Here is a 17,265-nt window from a genome sequence, read left to right on the forward strand (position 1 = left end):
TGATACATGTCTTTTTAAAATCCATATCGTGTTGAGCGATAAGCGTAAAGGCCATATGCGAAAATTTCAACAGTATAAATGGGATACTTTTTTTCAATTTCATTTTTAAATTCATCAAAGAGTGCTCTATTTCGCACAGCTTCTGCAAGTGCAATACCTTGATTGGTTAAGGCAATTACGGCTTTGGAATCAAAAGGCTGAGACAAGGTAACGATATGTGCTTGGTGCATTTTTTGAAGATGATACAGACATTCAGAGTTGTGATATTTTTGAATTGCGCTTACGAGCAGTAAATCCTCGCAGGTGGATGATGTTTCAGTTTGAGATAAATTTAAAAGTAAATCGCGAACACAGTCGATATTTAGTTTCATAAGACCCTCCTTCTTTTATAATCATTATACCAAAGGTTTGTTGAATGAAACATGAACTATCATGCTCTCTTTACCTCGGTGTTTATTATGTACTTCAGTTAATTATGAAACCATAGCACATAAGAAAAGGTGATTTTCCAATTTTGATTTTTTTTGATTATGTAAGATGATTGTTCTTATTAAAAAATTCGATTTATACCACCGTATTCTTTTTATTTTCTCTCCCAGTAAGCGCTCTTCTTAAACTAAGAAAACATACAAAATGTTTTTAAATCTTCTATTTAATAGTCATAATGAAGAGACCCAACTACTGTTAGGTGTATTTACGATATTTACTTTACATTTTAATGAAACTGAATTATTCTAGGTTCGATTTAGTGAAAAGGAGAGTTATCATGAATACAAAACTCGCAAAGATATTAGTCTTTACGACAATTTTATTTCTTGGTATTTGGAATTCATCTCGGTCAATTTATGCTGATGAAGCGGAGGGAAACCTCTTAAAAGATCGAACTTTGATTCAATTGAAAGCTTACTTGATTTCATTGGAAGATATCGAAGATCCAAGGGTAGATATGCATCGACATCTAAAAACTGTTGAAAAATATATCAAGCAAATTGAACGCACACCTGAGCATCAACGCAAAGCAAAGATTCAACAGATTAAGAAGATTGTAGAAGAAAGTGTTGCACGAAAGAAAAGAGCACGAAAAATAGAAGATTTTGAAGAGTTTATTGATACTAAAAATATGTTGACGGAAGAGCAAAAAAGAAGCTTCGTTGAAGAATTCAGAATTACAGTACATGATGAAGATTTGAATCAAATAAAAAAAGAAGCAGACGAATTAGATCGCAAACTGTATCAAGATGCAGAAAAAGTAAGCGCATATATTGATGCGATTCGAGCATTTGATCGCATTGATAGAGACTCAAGAATGTATTATGAAGACGAACTTATGCGAATCTGGCTTGAAGGAAAAGATCTTTCGGGAGAAGTAACACCGTATTTTAATACAATTCAAGCGCAGCAGGTAAAAAAAGGGGGAAAACCCTGGCAAGAAAATTTAGAGAGTCCAATTGATTCAGCGGTTGAGGAAAAACCATCGAAACCTGTAGAAGTTTCAGCTGATCAACAGCAAGATCAACAATTTGAAGTGTTTTTAAATGGAATCGAAACGTTATCAAAAAGTAAGCGGAATGCTTATTTAAAGCAAATCAAGTCACTAGAAGGTGAAGCAAAAATAAAACAGATTAAAATGCTTATGAATACTATTGAAGCAGAAGATTATGCGATAAAGGTTAGACAAAAACAAGAAGTTCTAATTCATGAAATCAATGAAACACTCAAACATTTAAATGAACAAGAGAAAAAAGAGTATGCAAACAGGATACGTGAAATTGCTTCATTTAATGATCTTGATGAAATTAAAAAAAGAGCAATAGCACTTAATCAACGAAATGAGTCGCTCAATAGAATCTTTCAAACAAGTATTGAACAAATTCAAAAGAGTAAAGGGATTCACCAAAATGACAAAGTGCAGTTTATTCAATCATTAACTGATGCAATGGCAGATCGGAATGAACTGATGATAACTCGTATTGTGAATGATTTCAAAAAAATGGAAGGACAAAAACAGCCACGAAACGAGAAAAAACCTGAGCAGATTAAGGAAACCAAAAAGAAAATTAAGAATCCTGCGAAACCTGTATTAAAACGTGAAATGATCCGTATAGGCTGGCAAGGTCAAGAAGGGCAATCACAGTATCGCGGTAGAGATGGTCAACTCATGAAGAATAAATGGGTGCAACTAGATGGAAAGCGTTTATTCTTTAATGAGGAAGGATTACCCCAAAGAGGTCTCTCGAAAATTGGGCAAAGCACTTATTACTTTGATAGTTCAAAAGGAATGATTACAGGATGGTTTAAACATCAAAATAAGTGGTTCTATTTTACACAAGAAGGTGCCATTCAAGGGCGATGGTCAAAAATTAATAACATATGGTATTACTTTAACGACAATTGTGAAATGGTGACCGGATGGCATCAAGTTAAAGGGAAATGGTATTTCCATAATTCTGACGGAAAGATGTTGACTGGGTGGCTTAAAGATCAAGCTAAATGGTATTATTTGGACTCATCGGGTGCGATGACAACGGGTTGGAAGCAGATTAAGAACCAATGGTACTATTTTAAATCATCGGGATCGATGGTTGTAGGATGGCAAAAGATTGACAATAAATGGTATTATATGGAATCCTCTGGAGCCATGGTAACCGGTTGGAAATTTATCAATCATAAATGGTATTATTTAAAATCTAACGGTGTGATGGCAACAGGATGGCAAAAGATAAATAATACATGGTATGAGTTGAATCATGATGGTTCACTCAAAGCATAAAGCTGTGTCTTAAGACACAGCTTTATGCTTTTTTTTCATTTGAGTACGATACCGTTTGTGTCGATATGCTTTAATCATTTTAAAACGGTGACAACGAAGCAAGGCACGGTTAATTTTTCTGAGTTCTTTACGTGTAAATATTTTTGTGCGTGAGTTCGATGTAGCCAGAGATACAGTGTCGAGTGTGTAAAGATTAGGTAAGGACTGTTGAGTGTTATTTACAACGACACAATTTATAATATGCTTATCCGAAACTTTTAAATAATCACTTAAGGCACGAACGTGATGACTATTTTGAATAAACGGATTTCGTATGGATTTCTGTGTACCTTGTTTGAACCACAGTTTATCATGTTCTAAACCAATAAGGGGTTCCTTTGAATATTTGACCTCAAAACATAGAATTCTGTACTGATTGACGACAATAATGTCGATTTCCGTAATACCATTATTGCGGTGAATCGGTATATAGGTACTATGATAGACATAAGATTTCGCTTGCTTAGATAAGTTTTCAAAAACTTTGAGTTCGAATTGTTCACCTGCATTTCGGGATTTTTTCTGTCGTGTTTTTTTTCGATAATGTATATAGCGGAGCGACTTCATCATTTCACCTCTTAAATTGTTTTAGTGTTATCATAGCATAAACAGATGTTAAAGGGATACTCATTTTTTAAGTTTTTTATTTAAATTTTCAATGAAATGTGGTAGAATCATTTATGGATTGCTTCTATACGAGGCTTTCAGTGTTTTATAAAAAAAAGGATGTTATATATGGAAAGAAAAATTGGTACTGTTTCAAGAGGTGTTCGTTGTCCGATCATTCGTGAAGGTGATGATTTAGCTCAAATCGTTACAGAAAGTATATTGGAAGCTGGAAAGAGTGAAAATTTTGATATTCGAGATCGTGATATTATTGCGCTAACGGAGTCTATTGTAGCTCGTGCACAAGGAAACTATGTTTCCGTGGACGCTATTGCGAAAGATGTGAATAAAAAAATGGGTGGCGGAACGGTAGGTGTTATTTTCCCGATTCTGTCAAGAAACCGCTTTTCAATTTGTTTACGTGGTATCGCTAAAGGTGTTGACAAGGTTGTCCTTATGTTAAGTTACCCGTCAGATGAGGTGGGAAATGAACTTGTTAGTTTGGATCAACTCGATGCATCAGGTATTAATCCGTATAGTGATGTTCTAAACCTTGAGCAATATCGCAGTTTGTTTGGTGAAAATAAGCATCCATTTACAGGAATCGATTATGTCGCTTATTATGCAAGTATTATCCAAGAAGCAGGTGCAGAGGTAGAAATTGTGTTCTCAAACAATCCACGCACAATCTTAGATTATACCGATAAGGTTTTGGCTTGTGATATTCACACCAACCCTCGCACAAAGCGTATATTGCGTGAAAGTGGTGCTAACATTGTTTGTGGTCTTGATGATATTCTAACCGAAAGTGTGGATGGCAGTGGTTATAATGAGCGTTATGGTTTACTTGGTTCTAATAAATCGACCGAAGATTCTGTAAAACTATTCCCACGTGAATGCACTGATCTTGTTGAAGATATTCAAAATCGAATTCTAGAAGCAACATCAAAACATGTTGAAGTGATGGTCTACGGTGATGGTGCGTTTAAAGATCCCATTGGTAAAATTTGGGAATTAGCGGATCCTACAGTTTCTCCCGCTTATACTAAAGGTCTTGTTGGTACACCCAATGAATTAAAACTTAAATATCTTGCAGATAATGACTTTAAAGATTTGCAAGGGGAAGCACTGAAAAAAGCAATTGAAACACATATTAAAGACAAGGACGATAATCTTGTTGGTAATATGGCAGCGCAAGGTACTACACCACGCCGCTTGGTCGATCTCATTGGTTCACTCTGTGATCTAACAAGTGGTTCTGGCGATAAAGGAACACCGATTGTATTTGTTCAAGGGTATTTCGATAACTTTGCAGATTAATTATTAAATAGAAAAAAGAGTACCCTCAATTTCAAATGATTGAAATGATGGGTACTCTTTTTAGTGTAATTTATTAATCGCAGTGTTCAATGCGGTGTTTTTTACGATCTTCTTCACTTGGAAGTTGCATATAATCTCCAAATGAACGCGTCAAAACGGCATCAGAATCTGTTGGTATTTTAAAACTATGGTCTTGAAACTTTGCTTCAATAGGATTTCGAATTAAGTCTCGCTCAACAAGTGATGTATTGAATTGATCATAATTTTCAAAATATAAGTAACACAAATCACCAATAAACTTTGTATCCGTATGATTATATTGTGTCATTGCTTTATAACGTTTTTTAAAGAGTATGTGTTAAAAATATTGATACGGTATAACTTTTCATTAAGAAATTTCATTGTTTTTTTTCAATACGAGTTTTAGTCCTTTATCTGAATCGGTCTCTTGTACAAGCAAAAAGACTCGAAGTAGGCGCGTGTAGCGATTTACTTTTTCAAACTGAGCACGTCGTAATGTTTCATCATTTGGAACGCGGTCTAGAGGAAAAATGTCAACCCATGATCCTTCGTATCCTTTTTGAGTTTTGGATACAGTTTCTTTTATCTTTAAAGCGTTAGATCGAACCTTTGAAAATTCGAAGGCTAAATATTTGTCAAGAATCCGGCTTTGATAACGGTAAGGCTTTTGGTCTTTTAATTCTTGAGCCATTAATGAATCAAAACGCTCAAATGCTTCTCGTTCCATAGCGATATCTACATCATCATCCCAAGGAATAAACCCTTGATGGCGAATTGCACCGAGCAATGTTCCGGCATAGAGAAAATAATTAATATTCTCTCGATCGCAAAATTCTTTAACCCAAACTAATATATTATAATCGTCACGTTGTAATTCATTCATACGTAGACCCCTTTTCAATTTTATATCATACTAATAATAGCGATTTATGCGTTTGAATTAAGTTTTATGGACAATTCTAAAATCATGATATAATAGTAAAAAAGAAAATGAGGTTTGAAATGGAAATTACACATCGATTAATGACCGAGGACGGACAGTCTTTGGCAGTTTACACACGTGGTGATGCGAATAATCCTGCTGTTATCTTTCTTCATGGAGGACCAGGAGGTTGTATCTCTGAGAAATCTTTTGCGTTTTTTGATTTATCAAAATGGTTTGTGATTGCATTTGACCAAAGAGGCTGTGGGCAGTCACAGCCCTTCGCAACGCTTGTAAACAATACCCCCGCTGATGGAGTTTCAGACATAGAACTTATCCGTAAGCATTATCAAATTGATACATGGACGGTGTTCGGCGGAAGCTATGGGTCGACCTTAGCATTGCTTTATGCGATCAAGCATCCACAACGTGTATCCCAATTGGTTTTGCGAGGGATTTTCTTAGGAAGACAATGCGATATTGATTGGCTCTACCAAGAAGGAGCATCCTATTTTTACCCCGAAGAGCACGAGTCTTTTAAGGCTGTGATTCCCAACGAAGAAAGAGATGATCTGGTTAAAGCTTATTATCGAATATTCACCGGAGCAGATGAAGGTTTAAAACGAGAAGCCGCTAAAGCTTGGGCAGATTGGGAAGGTTCATTGGTTCATATTATTCCGAATAAGCATCTTAAGGATGCTTTTGTAACGGATTTTGATATTAGTCTTGCGACGCTTGAGTGTCATTTTTTTGCGAATAATATGTTTTGGGAAGATGATAATTATATTCTTAATCATATTGAACGCATTCAAAACATTCCTACACAAATTGTGCATGGTCGTTATGATGTTGATTGCCGACCAAGTGCTGCATTTGAATTGGCTGAAAATCTTGGGAATGTTCAATTCTGTATTGCTGAAGAAAGTGGACACAGTCCCTTTGATGAACCCATGTTTTCAATATTGGCAGATATTATGAAAAGACTTGAACAATAAAAACATAAAGGAGAACATATGATTAAATTAATTGCAAGTGATATTGATGGTACCTTACTGAATTCGGAACACGTAATTTCCGACCGTACACGCGAAGTAATTCATCAGGCTCGAGCACAAGGATATGAATTTATGCTCGCAACAGGTAGAAATTACGAGAGTGCTGTTGCAATTGCGGAAGAATTACATTTAGATCCACAGGCAATTCCAATCGTATCCTTAAATGGAATGCGTGTAGAGCATCCGAGCCGGAAGTATCATGCGCTGCAAGCACCAATGAGTTATGAAGCCTGTGAACGCATGGAAGAGCTAGGAATGAAATACTTTATGGGGATTCTTTACTGTTATGAAGATACAATTTATTTTCAAATGGATGAAAAATCAGAAAAAGATTTCGTGTTTGGAGAAGATGAGGATCGTTTGCGTTTCTTTAGTGATGGGGCGAAGATTTCACGAATTGACCGTTTGACGGATATTTGCGATCGGTTTGATCGAAATGATTCAATTCTTAAAATTGTTTATATTCAAAATGCTGATTACACCGAGTTGATTAAAGAACGCATCGCACAAGAAATGGACGGCGATCATGATTTACTGATGGTTGCACCGGGTTGGGCTGAAATTATGCCGAAGCGGATTAATAAGGGTGCAGCGATTTTGGAATATGCAAGTCGACGTGGTATTGCACCGAGTGAAGTGCTATGTTTTGGAGACAGTGATAATGATCTAACTATGATTCAATCGGCCGGAATTGGAGTTGCGATGGAAAATGCACGAAATTCATTAAAAATTGTTGCCGATGTCATTACTTTAACAAATGATGAGAATGGAGTAGCGGAATATATTGCTCAACATTTACTCGACTAGCTTTGTGAGAGTATTATGATAATTAATGCTATTAAAGTGGGTGCATGTTATAATGTTATTAATAAGGAGGGTTATATTATGAAAAAATTATTCAAAGTAGCAGTCGGAGCTGCAGCCGTTATGGGTGTTGGTTTAGTTGTTAAAAAAATTATCGAAAAAGACGTTATTCAAGATAAAGTGAAAGAACGCGAAGCAATGAATTATCTTAAAGATAAATACGGCGAAGAAGCATTGAATGGTAAAAAAATCATGATTATTAATAATGATGAGCCCGTTACTAAAACTGATATCGCAAAAGATATTGTTGAATACGAAATGCAAAATTAAGAAGTCTTCGGGCTTCTTTTGATTTGAAGGGGATTTATAATGGAACAAGGAATCAAATATTTGACAGCACAAGGATGTACGGTTCAAATTGTCAAAAACGATAGTTTTAATCGTGCATATTCTGGGATGGATCTTGTGTTGGATAAGCAATTACAACTAACATATCGGCAAGCCAAAATCACGCCTAAAAAACAGGGCTTTTTTGTGACGTTATGGCATAAAGATAGTTCAGAGGCTGTAAACATACCCTACAGTGCAACCGATTTAGAACATGGGCTCCTGATTTTCGTGCCCCATGATAAAGCTCCAGGTTTTTTTGTGCTTAATCAAAGTGTGTGCGAACAACTTGGAATTTTAAAAACAGAGTCAAAACCCGGAAAAATGGGTTTCAGAATATACCATCCTGAAAGTCAATTAGAGGCAAAACAAGCACGTCGTATACAAACGCTTATGAAACCTTATTTTATATGTGTTCGCGATCCTCATCTAAAAGAATTTTTGATGAACCATTATTAATGAGAGTACGCGTTCTTATTTTGAAGAAAGATAATTCTTTGTGTTTGGGAATATAATTGAGAAGACCGTTGAAATACGTATTGATAGACCTTAGGTGAGTCATCATCCAAAGTTTAATGACATCATTTACTCGTAAAATTATGGATATGCGGATGGTGTTTTCGCTGGAGATGGAATGGAATAAGATGTAAACCTTCTGGGTGTTTTTGAACCAGTAGAACCTTTTACAGCAACAATCATCGCAGTTATTCATCTTGAAAATGATGTTGAGAACAAATGGGTTGCTAGTCCTTTTGGAATGTATTTTTCAAAGGAGAAATTGCTTGAGGTAGTTTGTAAAATTAATTGATTAAGTAGATACGTAGAACATTTTCTTTCTTGATAATATGTCTGGATTTTTAAACAAAATCATATAAAATTGGGCGTTAACGCTTATATTACACAATCTTATACAATATAGAGATTGAATTTTTGAATAATCTTTGATAAACTACATACGAATCCTTTAAGTAAGCACGAGATGTTTATAAGGAGTAGAAATATATTTTTTTAGTATATATTTATATTCTTTTCGGACTTATTTGATTCAGAATAAGTTTTTTTTTGCGAAAACTTATCGTATAGAACCAAATATAGGAGGGAAATATGAAGAAGAATAACTTCACACGGAGAATTATTTGGACGTTGATTTTAGGTTTAAGCGTTGGGCTTGGTTTTATCTTTCTGAGAGAAACGCTAGTAGGGAATGGATATACCACGGTGTGGAAACAGATAAATGATTTACTGTTTGCGGATATCTTGCAGGAGACAAACAGTTCAGCTATTGGAATTTTCTTTATTATTGGGCAAATTTTTATGCGCTTGTTGCAACTTGTACTGGTACCACTGATCTTTACATCAATTGTACGCTCAATCCAACAAATTCAGGAAACACGCGTTTTGAACAAACTTGCTCGAAAAGGCTTTGTGAGTTTTATGCAGTTATTGGGTTTAGCGATAGTATTAGCCAGTGTAGCGGGGTTCACGGCCTATAAAATGGGTGTCTTCCAAATTGCAAATTTAGGTGCTATTGATATTACGGAAGGCGTTGTTAATCAAACTAATCCGCTGGCCATGATTTTAAATGCTTTTAATAATAATGCACTCGGAACATTAAGCAGTAATTCAAATATCATCGCAGTGGTGGTTCTTGCACTGATTGTAGGCGTTATGTCCCAGCAATTGGGTCAGCAACTTCAAGCTCTACCCAAGTTGATTGATGAAGTCTATTTGCTGTCAATGAAATTATTAGATGTTGTCATCATGAAGTTTGGACCGGTCGCAATTTTCTGTCTTCTAGTAAGAACGTTGGCTTCCTATGGCACAGATTATTTGCAACCCGCATTAGTTTACATGGTTTTGACTTCGATCACCTTATTGATTCTTGGGTTTGTGGTCTTCCCCATTTTTATCACTGTCAAGACAGGTTTATCACCGCTACCGTTTATTAAGAAGATGTATAAAGTTGCTGTATTTGGCTTTTCAACCTCATCTTCAGCTGCAACACTTCCCTTAACGCAGGAAACGGTTATGAATGAACTGGGCGTGGACGAAGGGGTCGCGTCCTTTATTGTGCCCCTCGCATCTACAATCAATATGACGGGAACCGCCGTTATGCAAATTATCGCAACACTCTTTGTCGCTTCCGTAGCGGGGTATCATGTTGGCATCGTTGAATTAGTTTCAATTATTCTTCTCACAATCATTGGTTCCATTAGTACGCCGGCGGCACCGGGATCTGGCGCGATTCTTCTCTTTACAATCTTAACGGGAATGGGTTACACAAATCAGTATGCGCTCGCAGCTTATAGCTTTATTCTTGCTATTAATCGTCCCGTAGAAATGCTGGTCACCGCAATAAATGTTGTTGATGATGGAGTGAGTGCTGTATGTGTTGCGCATGAACTGAATCAATTCGATACAGTAATGTACCATACACTTACGCCAGAAGTCCAATCAGAAGATAATATTTTTGTAGAATCTTAATCGAAAAAACGATATACTTCAAGGTATATCGTTTTTTTTAATTAATTAAAAATGAATAAAATATGTTACATGATTGCCCAGTTTTCGCGAGTTCCTTTTTAAACTGATCTTTTGTGATAATATTTTTATAGAGATAAAGGAGGAGGCTTAGAGCACGTTTAGAAATCGATTTAGTGTACATTTTTTCAGAATGGAGGAATATTTGATGAATAAAATTAAAAAAATGGCATTAACAGGTTTGATGACTGTTGTTGGTATAAGCTTAACCATTACGAGTACCTTTGCATGTACTGGAATTATTGTAGGGAAAGATTTGACTGAAGATGGTTCAGTGATTATCGGTCGTACTGAGGACCTTGAATTAAACCATAATAAGACATTTGTTGTTAAGAATATAGGGGATCGAATGATTGATAATACCATTCCATTTGTAGATCCATCCAATGGATTTACATACCCTCAAAGCGAATTCAATTACAAATACACTGCGATTCCGGATGTTACACCGGATGAAGGGATGTTTGATGCCGCTGGAATTAATGAAAATGGGGTTGTCATGACGGCTACCGTTTCAGCGAACTATGATTCGGCATATAAAACGGTCGATCCTTACGTAGCAGATGGTATTACGGAAGCTGCGATTACCAGTTTAATTTTACCGCGTATCAAAACTGCACGTGAAGGTGTTGAGATGATTGCGAAAGTCGTGGATGAAAAGGGTTCGGGCGAAGGAAATATTATTGTCTTGGCAGATCAAGATGAAGTATGGTATATGGAAATTCTTTCGGGACACCAGTATGCAGCAATCAAATTCCCGGATGATAAATTTGGAGTGTTCCCAAATGCATTTTATCTTGGGGTTATTGAAGATATGGATCCTGGTGATGTGATTCAGTCAACGAATCTTAAAAAGACTGCGATCGATGCTGGACGTTATCAAGAGCAAGACGGAAAATTTCATATTGCGAATTCGTATAATCCAATCCAAATGCGTGAAAGCAATCGTTCACGCGCATGGTCCGGTATTAAAGCAATTAATCCTAACAGTTCGGTAGCTTATGACGATGATACATTTGAACTCTTACAATCCATGGATGGTAAAGTAGGACTTAAAGATGTTATGCGTTTCCAACGAAATCGTCTCGAGGGAACAGAATATCTTCCATCGGATGAAATTGAACTTGATGGTAAAGGAAATATTATAAGTGAATCAGATTTAGGTCGCAGCAAGTATCCAATTGGTAATATTAATACCATGGAAGCTCATATCTTTCAAATTAAAGATAATTTACCTGCAGATGCAGGCGCTGTGATGTGGTTGGCAGTAGGATCGCCACTGGTTTCTCCATATATTCCATACATGGGCAATATTACGGATACTCATGAATCTTATAAAGTAAATAGTACTGAATTTGATGAGAACTCGTGGTATTGGACTGCAAATTCAATTGCGCACCAAGTGTTTGGGGATGATGTAAAACGCCAAGAAATTCAAAATCAATGGATTGAATTGGAAGATCAATTAATTAAAGATCAACTTGCATTAGAATTGCAACTGCTCACACGTTCGGGTGGTGTTGACTACCAAACGCATACGATTAACGTTGCGGATGCGGCATTTAAACAATTAAAAGCTGTTGATCAAAAACTTAAAGGGAATGAACCTAAAGTTGACGAACCAAAGGTTGATGAACCTAAAGTCGATGAACCAAAGGTTGATGAACCTAAAGTCGATGAACCAAAGGTTGATGAACCTAAAGTCGATGAACCAAAGGTTGATGAACCCAACGTTAACGGTGATAATAACTCCGTAACGGTTGATAAAAAACAAGGTAGTGAAACCTTGCCGAAGACTGGTGTCTCATCATCAAATGTGATGCTCTATGGTGCCTTTGTGGTAGCTGTAGTTGGTATCGTGATTGTTGCGAAATCCTATAAAAAAGAAAATTAAAAAGAGGTAAATACCTCTTTTTTTTAACTCGAATTTTAAATTGAAAATGGCAAAAACAGGTAAGATCATCGGTTTTTATTAGCTGACCTTTTCTATCTGAATGTGATTAATTTATAACGGATAATGAAGCGATATCCCGCATGAGAACAGATTTGAGTGATAAACCGAATTGAGTTGGCGTTATAAAAAAAAGAATCTTTAGATTCTTTTTTTTAGTTTTGGGTTGGATTGGTATAAGTTTGCCCTTTTGTATCAACTGTAATATGTTTGATTACTTGTTCTTGTCCATCGATAGGGCGATCATCTTGATTACGCTCAACATTTACAATACGATCGACGGCATCCATTCCTTCAACAACTTTACCAAAGCCGGCATAACTGCCGTCGAGGTGTGGTGCATCTTCAGTCACAATAAAGAATTGGGAACCTGCGGTATCCGGTCCTTTACTGCGGGCCATCGAAATCACACCACGCGTATGTTTTAAAGGATTATCAAACTTGTTCTGTGAAAATTCACCTTTAATACTATAACCGGGTCCACCCGTTCCGGTGCCATTTGGATCACCACCTTGAATCATGAATCCAGGGATTACGCGATGAAAAATAAGCCCATCATAAAATGATTCATTAATCAGTTTAATAAAATTATTTACCGTGTTTGGCGCAATATCGGGGTAAAGTTCGATTTGAATCAGATCTCCGTTTTCCATTTCGATGGAAACAATCGGATTTGATTCTTTTGAAAAGGACTGCGTATCTGCGGGTGTTTGGGATGAGGGATCAGGCTTAGGATCCTCTTTTTTTTGTGAACAACCCACAAGTAAGGCAAGTCCTACGAGCATGAGTACAATAAGTGAATGTGTTTTTTTCATATAGCCTCCAATTTTTCTTAATTATACCATGTTTTTAAGAGAAAAGGTTTGGCCGTAAATGTACGACTACACCACTCATAATGAGGTATAACATTCTAAAAATAACGTAGAGACCCGGTTGGTGTAGGATAATCGAAACTATATTAAGTAAACTTTACCAATATTTTACTCAAAAAATGTTAACGTTTACACTTGACAACCGTGCGAGCAAACGCAATAATGGTCACGTAAGCGCTAACAATATGAAATGCACAAGAAATATCTTTGGTAGAGATATCGAACAAAGATATTCAATATTTACTTGTTTTTACTAAATAGGAGGAAGTGTATGAATTCGTCATTTAGAAAAGCAGTTAAAATTATGGGGGTGGTGGTAGCTGTGACTTGTTCAAGTATATTTGTTGAAAAGACGCCAATCCATGCTGCTGTAGTGGAACCTGTTGTGACTAAAACAGATGCTCGTAATATCGATTTTAATGATGATTGGAAGTTTAAGTTAAATGTTTCAGGACAAGGTGCGCCATCAGAAGTAGATTATGATGATGCCGACTGGCAAGCTCTTTCGTTACCTCATGATTGGTCAATCTTTTTTGATTTTGATCATAATTCACCGGCACAAAATGAGGGTGGTTTATTAAACGGTGGTGTTGGGTGGTATCGTAAATCATTTAGATTTGATAAGCGTTTAGACAAAAATGTAAGAATTAATTTTGCAGGTGTCTATATGGACTCAACAGTCTATGTTAATGGTAAAGTGGTAGGAAATTATCCAAATGGGTATACTCCATTTTCATATGATATTACTCCTTTCTTAAATCAAGAAGGAATCAATACGATTGCAGTTAAAGTAGTAAACAAACAACCCAGCAGTCGTTGGTATTCAGGGAGTGGAATTTATCGTGATGTTTCTTTAACCTTTACGGATAATGTATCGGTGAAAGAATATGGGACCACGATCTTGACGCCAACGGTCGATAAAGAAGTTGGTGGTGAAGTTACAACTCAGGTTAAAACAACGGTTTTGAATAAATCAAATGTAGCCGAAACACTTAAAGTTAAAACAGAAGTCTTAACTGTAGATGGTACTTCCATGGGAAGTAGCGTTTCGGATGTGGTTACGGTACAACCAGGTTTAGAAGAAACATTTGAAACTCACGTTATGGTATCAAATCCTACGTTATGGGATTTGGATACGCCCGTAACTTACCGTTTAAAAACACAAGTTTATAAAAATAATCAAATCGTTGATGAAACCCTAGAACGATTTGGATATCGCTTTATGAATTGGACACCGAATGGTGGCTTTTCATTAAATGGTAAGGATGTTAAGTTCTACGGTGTTTCAATGCACCATGATCAAGGGGCGTTGGGTTCCGTCGCAAACTATGATGCGATGCGCCGTCAAATGGAAATCTTAAAGGATATGGGTGTAAATTCGGTCCGTATAACTCATAATCCTGCGGATGATAAATTATTGGCAATTGCTGAAGATTTAGGATTGATGATTATTGATGAGGCTTTCGATACTTGGTATGGTGGTAAAAAACCTTTTGATTACGGTCGTTTTTTTGAAAAAGAGGCTACACATCCTGAAGCCCTTAAAGGACAAACATGGGCAGAGTACGATTTAAAACGTATGGTTGCTCGTGGAAAAAACTCACCAGCTGTGATTATGTGGTCTCTTGGTAATGAAATTGGTGAATCAAACAGTGGCGATGCGAAAGCAGTCCAAACGATTCGTAATCTCAATCGTTGGACAAAAGAAGTCGATAAGACACGGTATACGACGATGGGACAAGATGTGTATCGTTGGGCGCCAACAGGTGGGCATGAACGTGTGAGTGCGGAAGTTGATGCAGTAGGAATCAACTATGCTGAAGATTCATATAAAAAAATCCGCGCTAATCATCCTGACTGGTTAATTTATGGATCGGAAACCTCATCGGCTACGCGAAGTCGTGGTGTCTATGCCTTTCCCGATGAACTAAGACCCCATGACAATAGTTCACAGCGGAAATACCAACAGTCTGATTATGGGAACGATCATGTAAGTTGGGGTAAGACTGCAACCAATTCATGGATTCCAGATCGAGATGAAAAAGGTTATGCAGGACAATTTATATGGACTGGATTTGATTATATTGGAGAGCCAACACCATGGCACAATCAAAATCAAACACCACCCAAATCTTCGTATTTTGGGATTATCGATACGGCTGGATTCCCTAAAAATGATTTCTATCTTTACCAGAGTCAATGGAAGGATGTCGAAACAGATCCAATGGTTCATATTCTACCGCATTGGAATTGGGAAAAAGAAGCATTGTTAGATTATAATATGAGAACACGTGATGGAAAAATTCCTGTTCGAATTTTCTCCAATGCCTCCAAAGTCGAATTATTTTTGGATGATCAATCCTTAGGCGAAAAAGCGTTTGTGAAGAAAACAACTGCTTATGGACGTCCTTATCAAGAAGGAGCCAACGCTAAAGAGCTTTATTTAGAATGGCGTCTCGCTTTTAAACCAGGAACTTTGAAAGCGGTGGCAAAGGACGATGCCGGTAATGTGATTGCAGAAGATGTAGTACAGACCTCAAATGGGTCTGCAGCAGTTGCATTAGTGCCAGAACAACGTGTTATTCGTAATGGACGAGATCATCTCGCTTACATTCATGCAAATATTGTGGATGAAAATGGAGTGATGAACCCAGATGCTCAAAATAATATCACCTTCACCCTAGAAGGTAATGGTGAAATCGTGGGTGTTGATAATGGTGATCCAGCAAGTAATGAACGGTATAAAGCCCAACATGATGGATCATGGCAACGAAAGGCATTTAATGGTAAAGCCTTAGTTATTGTGAAATCTGATGGTCTACCAGGATCTTTTAAATTGCATGCTAAAGCTGAAAACTTATCAGAGGGTCGAACAGAGGTGTACGCAATTGATACAGCACCTGATGACCCGACGATTTTAGGTTTTGATGATGTTTCGGTCTTTACAGAAACTCATGTTCAACCGCAATTACCCGTTACGGTCAATGCAATTTATTCTGATGGTTCCATGAGACCGACGGAAGTTCAATGGGAAGCGATTGATGCGGCACTTTTAGCGCAGCCCGGGAAGTTTGCTGTGAAAGGGCATGTTCAAGGATCCGAAAAAACCGTTCAAGCCATGATTATGGTTCGAATGATTACAGATTTGATTGAGCCGATTCTCGCAACTCCAATAAATATCATTCCTGAATTACCAGCAACGATAAGTGCTTTCTATTCAAATGGAGCTGAAGTGAACCTACCGGTGACTTGGGAACCGATTACTGAGGCGATGGTTGCCAAAGCGGGCGTGATCGATCTCCATGGACGAGTACATGCGAGTGGTCAAGATTATGAAATCTATGCACACATCACCGTCTTGGACAGAGTTGCGGTTCAAGAGAATATTGCAATCCGTCGTCCGCAAGACACGTATCCAAAAGCAACCAGTTCTTACATGACTGGCGGAGATCGCATTGAACGGATTAATGATGGTGTGATTGATTTTGGAAATCGTTGGACAAACTGGGTTAATAATAATGGTGATAAAAAACAGGAATGGGTAATGCTTGAATTTGAGAAAGTAGAGCGCATGCATCGAATTGGAGTCCACTTCTTTACTGATAATGCGACCAAGTTACCAGAATCATTGATGATTGAGACCAGTATGGATGGTATTAACTTTACGCCAGTATCAAACCAAAGTAAGACGCATCAATTTAAAGTGGCTCAAAGTGATGTGAAAACGGAAGTACCGATTACCTTTGATGCCCATGAAGCGAAATTCATTCGTTTGACAATGGAGGCACAGATGAATGGTAATACGCCAAGACCAATGGGACTATCGGAATTAAAAGTAATCGGAGATACCTTTAAGACAGAGGCAAACCAAACGGCAACTTTAGATGCCATTAAATTAGATGATGTTGACTTAGAACAATTTAAAGGTGATCAAAAAGCTTATGTCGTGACGGTACCTTTTTGGTAAAACTTTACCA

General features: G+C 37.1%; 14 protein-coding genes. 9 read left to right on the top strand and 5 right to left on the bottom strand.

Annotated elements, in window-relative coordinates:
- Positions 1-14 precede the first annotated feature (14 nt).
- Positions 15-371: a DUF2513 domain-containing protein gene (locus B096_RS0101965; protein WP_018579104.1), complete on the bottom strand. Its 357-nt coding sequence runs from the start codon at positions 369-371 to the stop codon at positions 15-17.
- 395 nt (positions 372-766) lie between these two features.
- On the opposite strand from B096_RS0101965, the gene B096_RS10210 reads away from it, so the two are divergent.
- Positions 767-2,770 (top strand): hypothetical protein, encoded by a 2,004-nt coding sequence (locus B096_RS10210; RefSeq protein ID WP_018579105.1) that lies wholly within the window; start codon positions 767-769, stop codon positions 2,768-2,770.
- A 9-nt stretch (positions 2,771-2,779) separates the two neighbouring features.
- On the opposite strand, the gene B096_RS0101975 is transcribed toward B096_RS10210, so the two are convergent.
- A complete protein-coding gene (locus B096_RS0101975; RefSeq protein WP_244264558.1) occupies positions 2,780-3,379 on the bottom strand; it encodes a nuclease-related domain-containing protein in 600 nt (199 codons plus the stop codon).
- 165 nt (positions 3,380-3,544) lie between these two features.
- Here B096_RS0101975 and B096_RS0101980 point away from each other — a divergent pair, with 165 nt between their 5' ends.
- Positions 3,545-4,735: a coenzyme F420-0:L-glutamate ligase gene (locus B096_RS0101980; protein WP_018579107.1), complete on the top strand. Its 1,191-nt coding sequence runs from the start codon at positions 3,545-3,547 to the stop codon at positions 4,733-4,735.
- A 73-nt stretch (positions 4,736-4,808) separates the two neighbouring features.
- Here the strand turns inward: B096_RS0101980 and B096_RS10130 are convergent, their stop codons facing one another.
- Together B096_RS10130 and B096_RS10135 are read right to left on the bottom strand one after the other, a co-directional pair.
- Positions 4,809-5,063, bottom strand: a complete 255-nt coding sequence (locus tag B096_RS10130; RefSeq protein WP_018579108.1) for a hypothetical protein — start codon at positions 5,061-5,063, stop codon at positions 4,809-4,811.
- A 60-nt stretch (positions 5,064-5,123) separates the two neighbouring features.
- Positions 5,124-5,639: a LicD family protein gene (locus B096_RS10135; protein ID WP_018579109.1), complete on the bottom strand. Its 516-nt coding sequence runs from the start codon at positions 5,637-5,639 to the stop codon at positions 5,124-5,126.
- Positions 5,640-5,758: 119 nt separating this feature from the next.
- Here B096_RS10135 and pip point away from each other — a divergent pair, with 119 nt between their 5' ends.
- From pip to B096_RS09495, 6 genes are all read left to right on the top strand, one after another.
- Positions 5,759-6,673, top strand: coding sequence for a prolyl aminopeptidase (gene pip, locus B096_RS0101990; protein WP_018579110.1), 915 nt, complete (start codon positions 5,759-5,761; stop codon positions 6,671-6,673).
- An 18-nt stretch (positions 6,674-6,691) separates the two neighbouring features.
- A complete protein-coding gene (locus B096_RS0101995) occupies positions 6,692-7,540 on the top strand; it encodes a Cof-type HAD-IIB family hydrolase (protein WP_018579111.1) in 849 nt (282 codons plus the stop codon).
- Positions 7,541-7,618: 78 nt separating this feature from the next.
- A complete protein-coding gene (locus B096_RS0102000) occupies positions 7,619-7,867 on the top strand; it encodes a hypothetical protein (RefSeq protein WP_018579112.1) in 249 nt (82 codons plus the stop codon).
- Positions 7,868-7,906: 39 nt separating this feature from the next.
- Positions 7,907-8,383 (top strand): MepB family protein, encoded by a 477-nt coding sequence (locus tag B096_RS0102005; RefSeq protein ID WP_018579113.1) that lies wholly within the window; start codon positions 7,907-7,909, stop codon positions 8,381-8,383.
- 645 nt (positions 8,384-9,028) lie between these two features.
- Positions 9,029-10,408, top strand: coding sequence for a dicarboxylate/amino acid:cation symporter (locus tag B096_RS0102010; protein ID WP_018579114.1), 1,380 nt, complete (start codon positions 9,029-9,031; stop codon positions 10,406-10,408).
- A 205-nt stretch (positions 10,409-10,613) separates the two neighbouring features.
- On the top strand, positions 10,614-12,359 hold the full coding sequence (locus B096_RS09495) for a C69 family dipeptidase (RefSeq protein ID WP_018579115.1): 1,746 nt from the start codon (positions 10,614-10,616) through the stop codon (positions 12,357-12,359).
- Between the two features lie 212 nt (positions 12,360-12,571).
- On the opposite strand, the gene B096_RS0102020 is transcribed toward B096_RS09495, so the two are convergent.
- A complete protein-coding gene (locus B096_RS0102020; RefSeq protein WP_018579116.1) occupies positions 12,572-13,231 on the bottom strand; it encodes a peptidylprolyl isomerase in 660 nt (219 codons plus the stop codon).
- Between the two features lie 328 nt (positions 13,232-13,559).
- Between B096_RS0102020 and B096_RS10140 the strand changes: the two genes are divergently transcribed.
- Positions 13,560-17,255 (top strand): glycoside hydrolase family 2, encoded by a 3,696-nt coding sequence (locus B096_RS10140; RefSeq protein WP_018579117.1) that lies wholly within the window; start codon positions 13,560-13,562, stop codon positions 17,253-17,255.
- Positions 17,256-17,265: the final 10 nt, after the last annotated feature.

Source organism: Erysipelothrix tonsillarum DSM 14972 (assembly GCF_000373785.1).
Lineage (GTDB): Bacteria > Bacillota_I > Bacilli_A > Erysipelotrichales > Erysipelotrichaceae > Erysipelothrix > Erysipelothrix tonsillarum.